The 5,050-nt window shown below is 72.1% G+C and carries 5 protein-coding genes and 1 pseudogene; all 6 read right to left on the bottom strand.

Translation table 11 applies throughout. From position 1 onward, the window contains the following. Nucleotides 1-109 (bottom strand): annotated as a pseudogene (locus G6038_RS31740) (TetR/AcrR family transcriptional regulator); the annotation flags it as partial. Further along, nucleotides 106-762: a TetR/AcrR family transcriptional regulator gene (locus G6038_RS30195; protein WP_165042533.1), complete on the bottom strand. Its 657-nt coding sequence runs from the start codon at nucleotides 760-762 to the stop codon at nucleotides 106-108. The gene G6038_RS30195 and the pseudogene G6038_RS31740, both read right to left, overlap by 4 nt. A 10-nt stretch (nucleotides 763-772) precedes the next feature. Then, nucleotides 773-1,822 carry an LLM class F420-dependent oxidoreductase gene (locus tag G6038_RS30190; protein WP_165042531.1) on the bottom strand — a complete coding sequence of 350 codons (1,050 nt, stop codon included), beginning with the start codon at nucleotides 1,820-1,822 and terminating at the stop codon, nucleotides 773-775. Nucleotides 1,823-1,882: 60 nt separating this feature from the next. Further along, entirely contained in the window at nucleotides 1,883-2,662 is a 780-nt protein-coding gene (locus G6038_RS30185) for an enoyl-CoA hydratase family protein (RefSeq protein WP_165042529.1), read from the bottom strand. 11 nt (nucleotides 2,663-2,673) lie between these two features. Further along, complete coding sequence (locus tag G6038_RS30180; protein ID WP_165042527.1) at nucleotides 2,674-3,834, bottom strand: acyl-CoA dehydrogenase family protein; 1,161 nt, start codon at nucleotides 3,832-3,834, stop codon at nucleotides 2,674-2,676. A 2-nt stretch (nucleotides 3,835-3,836) separates the two neighbouring features. Next, a partial coding sequence (locus tag G6038_RS30175) for a biotin/lipoyl-containing protein (RefSeq protein WP_346772959.1) occupies nucleotides 3,837-5,050 on the bottom strand: 1,214 nt, incomplete at its 5' end.

Here is a 5,050-nt window from a genome sequence, read left to right as displayed (position 1 = left end):
CCCCCACCGTGGTCGCGCCCCACCCCAGCTCCGCGAGGCAGTCGATGCTCGCCTCGAGCAGCCGGCGGCGCGTGACCCGGCTCCGATCCTGCTTGGGCTGACGCGTCATCGCAGCGCGCCCCCGGCGGCGGAATCCCCGGGTTCGTCGTCCACCAGGACCCGTTCCATCTGGCGGCGCCACACCGCCAGCTGGGGTTCGGTCAGCGGGTCGCGCGGGTCGATGGCGTACCCGAGGGCCGCCCCGCGCATCGCCTGATAGATCAGGTCGCGCACCTCGACGAACCGGGGGCGGTTCGCGATCTCCGGACCGAAGTTCGCGGTCGTCTGCTCCTTGATCATCCGGCCCAGGATGCGTTCGAGCGGCAGCAGCTCGGCCCGGAGTTCCTCGTGGCCGCGCGCGGCGAGCCACAGCTCCATCGACGCCCAGAAGTACGGCTGCCGGAAGTTCCACCACATCCGATCGACCGCGGCGGCGATACGTTCGACCGGGTCGGCGGGCCAGGGATGGTCGCCGTCGAGGCCCTGGACCCCCTGGGCGGCGAGATGGTGCACGGCGGCGACGAGCAGGGCGTCCCGCGACGGGTAGTGGTGCAGCAGCCGCCCGCGGGACACGCCGGCCGCCTCCTGGATGCGCACGGTGGTGGCGTTGGAGTAACCGTGCTCGACGAGCACGGCCACCGCCGCGTCGAGGATCCGCTTGCGGGTGGCGCGGCTGCGCTCCTGCTCGCCGCGACGGCGGATATCCGGGGACGGGCTGCTCATGGCGATCAGACTAGGCAGGCCGGCGGGTCAGCTCGCGGAGGGTGACCGTCGAGGCGAGGCGCCCGGCCCGGGTGTCGTCGAGGGCCATGATGTTGATCGTGGTGACTCCGGCGGCCTCGAACGCGGCGAGACGCTCGGCGACGTGGCTGCGCGGGCCGACGAGGCACACGCCGTCGATCAGCTCGTCCGGGATCGCCGCCTCGGCCTCCTTCTTCCGCCCGGCCAGGTAGAGGTTCTGAATGGTCTCGGCCTCGCGCTCGAAGCCGTAGGTGCGGGCGAGCTGGTTGTAGAAGTTCTTGCCCTTCGCGCCCATCCCGCCGAGGTACAGCGCCAGGTGGGGTCGAGCGCGGTCGCGCAGCTCGGCGACGTTGTCACCGATCCCGACCTGGACGTTGACCACCACCTCGAGCGCACCGAGCGCCGGGTCCCGCCTCGCCGTGCCCTCGGCGAGCGCGTCGCCCCACACGCGGTGCGCGTGCTCGGGGAAGAAGAACACCGGCTCCCAGGCCTCGGCGATCTCGGCGGCGAGGGCGACGTTCTTCGGGCCGAGCGCGGCGATCATGATCGGAATGCGTTCGCGCACCGGCTGATTGATGAGCTTCAGGGGCTTGCCGAGCCCGGTGCCGCGATCGGCCGGCAGGGGGATCGTGTACTTGCGGCCGGCGTATTCGAGCTTCTCGCGCCGCCACACGGCCCGGCAGATGTCGACGACCTCGCGGGTCCGCTGCAGGGGCGCGTCGTACGGCACGCCGTGGAAGCCCTCCATCACCTGCGGGCCGGACGCACCGAGGCCGAGCACGAAGCGGCCGCCGGAGACGTAGTCCATGCCGGCGGCCGTCATCGCGAGCAGCGACGGCGTGCGGGTGTAGATCGGCACGACGCCCGTGCCGAGCTGCACCGTCGAGGTGCGCGCGGCCAGGTAGCCGAGCTGACTGAAGGCGTCGAAGCTGTACGCCTCGGCGACGAACGCGATGTCGAGTCCCACCGATTCGAGTTCGACGATCTCGTCGACGACCTGCCGGAAGTCGCCCGCGTAGTCGGGCTGGATGCCGAGTTTCATGACAGCCACTGTCGTACACCCACCACTATCCGGTCAACCCTGACCGTTTTACGGACCGCGTCACGAACGGCTCCACGACGGCGGCCGCTTCTGCAGGAACGCGGTCATCCCCTCGACCGCCTCCGGGGAGCCGAACAGCCGCGCCGACTGCTCCGCCAGGTCGTCGCCGTAGCGGTCGAAGTCGGCGAGCATCCGCATCGTGGTGAGCCGCTTGGACTCGCCGAGCCCCTGCGGCGAGCATTCCCGCAGCTGGGCGAGGATCTCGCCTACCGTCGCCTGCGGATCGTCGGTCTCGACGGTGACCAGGCCGATCGCCGCTGCCACCTCCGGGCCGAACCGCTCACCGGTGAGGAAGTAGCGGCTCGCGGCACGGGAGGTGAGCCGCGGCAGCACCGTCAGCGAGATGATCGATGCCGCCAGCCCCAGCCGGGCCTCGGTCAACGCGAACGTCGACCGGGGCCCGGCGACGGCGAGATCGCACGCGCCGACCAACCCCATGCCGCCGGCGCGCACGTGCCCGTCGATCCGCCCGATCACCGGCTTGGGCAGCTCCAGGATCGACCGCAGCACCGCCGTCATCTCCCGCGTCCGGGCGGCGGCCGCCGCCCCGGCGCTGCCCTCCGCGGTGCTCGCCTCGCTCAGGTCGGCGCCGGCACAGAAGGTGCCGCCCTCGTGGGTGAGCACGACCGCGCGGACCCCGTCGTCGGCGGCCGCGTCGGCGAGTCCCTGCCGGAGCTGCGCCACGAGCCTGGCGGAGATCGCGTTGCGGTTGTGCGGCGAGTCGAGGGTGAGGGTGGCGAATCCCCCGCTCACCTCGTACCGGACGAACGTCTCGGACACCGGCACTCCCCTCAGTACGACCGGGGCAGGCCCAGCGAGTGCTGGGACACGAAGTTGAGGATCATCTCCCGGCTCACCGGCGCCACCCGCGCGATCCGCGCCGCCCCGAGCATCGCGGCCAGCCCGTACTCGCGGGTGAGCCCACCGCCGCCGTGCGTCTGGATCGCCTGGTCGAGCGACTTGATGCTGGCCTCCGCCGCGGCGTACTTGGCCATGTTCGCGGCCTCGGCGGCGCCGAAGTCGTCGCCGCCGTCGTACAGCACCGCGGCCTTCTGCATCATCAGCTTGGCCAGCTCGAGCTCGATCTTGCACTGCGCGAGCGGGTGCGCGATGCCCTGGTGCGCCCCGATCGGCGACTTCCACACGGTTCGCTCGTTGGCGTACCGCACCGCCGCGTCCAAAGCGTAGCGGCCCATGCCCACGGCCATCGCCGCGCCGAGGATCCGCTCGGGGTTCAGCCCGGCGAACAGCTGCATCAGCGCGGCGTCCGGCTGCCCCACCAACGCGTCCGCCGGCAGGCGCACGTCGTCGAGGAACAGGGTGAACTGGCGGTCCGGTTCGACGATGTCCATCTCCATCGGCGTCTTGACGAAGTTGTCCGTGTCGGTGGGGACGATGAACAGCGCCGGCCGCAGCTTGCCGCTCTTCGCGTCCTCGGTGCGCGCCACGATGAGCACCGCGTCGGCCTGGTCCACACCGGAGATGTAGATCTTGCTGCCGCGCAGGATCCAGTCCTCCCCGTCGCGCCGCGCGACGGTGGTGATCTGGTGCGAGTTCGAACCGGCGTCGGGCTCGGTGATGCCGAACGCCATGATCTTCGAGCCGTCGGCCAGCGCAGGCAGCCAGCGCTGCTTCTGCTCGTCGGTGCCGAACTTGGCGATGATGGTGCCGCAGATGGCCGGCGAGACCACCACCAGCAGCAGCCCGCAGCCCTGCGCGGCGAGTTCCTCCTGGACCAGGGCGAGTTCGTAGATGCCGGCCCCGCCGCCGCCGTACTCCTCGGGCAGGTTCACCCCCAGGAAGCCGAGCTGGGCGGCCTCGCGCCACAGCTCGGTCAGCGGTTCGCCCTTGCGGGCCTTCGGCAGCACGTAGTCGACGTAGTTGTAGCGCTTGGCCAGGCCCGCGACCGCGGCGCGCAGCTGCTTCTGCTCGTCGGTTTCGATGACGCTCATGGTTACTCCTCGATGTCGGCCGGGGCGGACGGTTCGCCGGACTCGGGGGGGGTGACGACGGCCAGCACGGCGCCCAGCTCGACCTGGGTGCCGACGGCGACGGGCAGCTCGGTGAGCACGCCCGCGGCGGGGGCCTTGACGATGTGTTCCATCTTCATCGCCTCGAGCCAGAGGACGGGTTGCCCGGCGGTGACCGCATCGCCGACCGCGGCCCCGATCCGGATCACCGAGCCGGGCATCGGGGCGAGCAGCGAACCCGCGGCGACGTGGGCGGAGGGTTCGACGAACCGGGGGATCGCCCGCAGCCGTACCGGGCCGAGCGACGAGTCCACATGCACCGCGTCGCCGTACTGCGCGACGTGGAACTGCCGGTGCACGCCGTCGACCGCGAGCACCACCCGGTGCTCGGTGTGCGCGACGAGGACGACGCCGGGGTGGTCGTCGGCGATCAGGCCGGACCGGGTGAGCCGGTACCGCACCTCGTGTGCACCGCGGTCGCCCTCGTACCGCTTGACCTGCGGCTGCGACGGCAGGTTGCGCCAGCCGCTCGGCAGGCCGCGGGCGACCGTCGCGGCCGCGCGGTGGGCGGCGGCGTCCGCCAGGGCCGCGGCGAGCGCGGAGAGCGATTCGGTCCCGGCATCGGCGAGCGGCGCGGCGAGCGTGTCGAGCCCGTGGGTGCCGAAGAAGGCGGTGTCGGTGTTGCCGGCGAGGAATTCGGGATGCCGCAGCACGTTCACCAGCAGGTCCCGGTTGGTGCGCAGGCCGTGCACCTCGGCGCGGGCCAGCGACGTCGCGAGCATCCGCGCCGCGCGGTCCCGGGTCGGGGCGTACGCGATCACCTTGGCGAGCATCGGGTCGTAGTGCACGCCCACCGCCGAGCCGTCCTCGACGCCGGAGTCCAGGCGCAGCCCGGCCTCGCGCAGCACCTCGAACGCGGCGACGCGGCCGGGCAACGCGAGACGGTGCACCGTGCCGGACTGGGGCCGCCAGTCCTGCGCCGGGTCCTCCGCGTAGAGCCGCACCTCGATCGAATGTCCGCTCGCCGGTGGGGGTTCGGGTTCGAGGCGGCCGCCGGCGGCGACCTGCAGCTGCAGGTCGACGAGGTCGAGGCCGGTGGTGCACTCGGTGACCGGATGCTCGACCTGCAGCCGGGTGTTCATCTCGAGGAAGAAGAACTCGCCGTCCCCGGTGACACCCCCCGTCGCTCCGCTCGCCC

Source organism: Rhodococcus sp. 14C212 (assembly GCF_011058195.1).
Lineage (GTDB): Bacteria > Actinomycetota > Actinomycetes > Mycobacteriales > Mycobacteriaceae > Rhodococcus > Rhodococcus aetherivorans.
Note: the sequence above shows the minus strand (reverse complement) of the source record. Positions and strands in the feature narration are given on the sequence as shown.